This is a genomic window from Arthrobacter cavernae (assembly GCF_017368795.1).
Taxonomy (GTDB): domain Bacteria; phylum Actinomycetota; class Actinomycetes; order Actinomycetales; family Micrococcaceae; genus Arthrobacter; species Arthrobacter cavernae.
The window spans coordinates 1-1,137 of sequence record NZ_JAFNLL010000114.1 but is presented as its reverse complement, the minus strand read 5'-3'; the positions used below and the strand labels follow the sequence as shown (position 1 = coordinate 1,137).

1 protein-coding gene is annotated in these 1,137 nt (G+C 65.3%); it reads left to right on the top strand.

Translation table 11 applies throughout. The annotated features are described in order from the left end of the window. Positions 1 to 1,137 (top strand): cupredoxin domain-containing protein (locus J1902_RS19045; protein ID WP_242702231.1); only part of this gene is annotated, 1,137 nt, incomplete at both ends.

Here is a 1,137-nt window from a genome sequence, read left to right as displayed (position 1 = left end):
GGCTTCGGTGACCGCCCGACGTCGTCCGCTGATCCAGCGCCGGGCCTCACCCTCAGCCCGCGGATTTTCACGCGGGACGGCAGGGTTGTTGCGAGCCGCAGCTACCCGCTGGACGCGGCGCTGCCGCCGCATGGCCGCCCGGAGCCTGCCGCTGCAGATCCGGAAAACCCGGGACATTTCCTGATCCGCCGCGCGCACTGGGCCAGCTTTTTTCCGGAGCGGACGCTGATCGCCGAGACCGGCAGCGTCATCAGCCTGCGCGTCAAGAACAATCTCGCCCAGGGCCATGCGCTGCAGTTTCTCCATGCCGGACCCGGCGGATCGCACATCGGCACCGGGGACATTGCACCTGGCGGGACGGCTACCCTGGAGTTCCAGGCACCGCAGCCGGGAACCTATGTGTACTGCGACCCGGGTGCCGATGCCAGCGACCCGAAGGCGGATCCCGTCCAGCGCATCCTGGGACTGTACGGTGCCCTGCTGGTGGTCGATCCGGACCGGGCGTGGAAGATCGGGCCGGCAGGCCCTGAATTCGAGCGCCAGTGGCTGTGGATTCTGCACAACGTGGATCCTGAATGGGCCAGAATTGCCTCGCGCGGCGAAGAAGTGGATCCGGTGAAAACACCTTTCTACTCGCGGTATTTCACGCTCAACGGGCGCAGCGGGTTCCAGTCATTGGGCATCTCTGCGGATAAGGAGGCCAACCTGGTCCGCGCGGAAGAGACCATGATGTCCGGCTTTCCACGGAAGGTGGACGTCCGCGATTTCAGCCAGGGCGCCACAGGGGATACTGTCCGGACCGGACAACTGCTGCGCTTCATCAACGCCGGCATGGTGGACCATCAGCTCCATTTCCACGGCAACCACATCTGGACGGTGCAGAAGAACGGGATCATGTTTCCCCGCACCCATGGCCGCGTGGACCCGGGAGGCCACGTTGAGCTGCAGCAGTGGGAGGACGTGGTGGAACTCCACACGCTGGAGCGCAAGGACTCCATCCTGCCGTTCAAACGTCCGCCGGAGGTCACTGATCAGGTGTGGAACTCCCGGAGCGTGGAATGGCTCTACCCCATGCACTGCCATGCCGAAGCGTCCCAGGTTGCGATGGGCGGCATGTATCCGGGCGGGCTGGTGGGG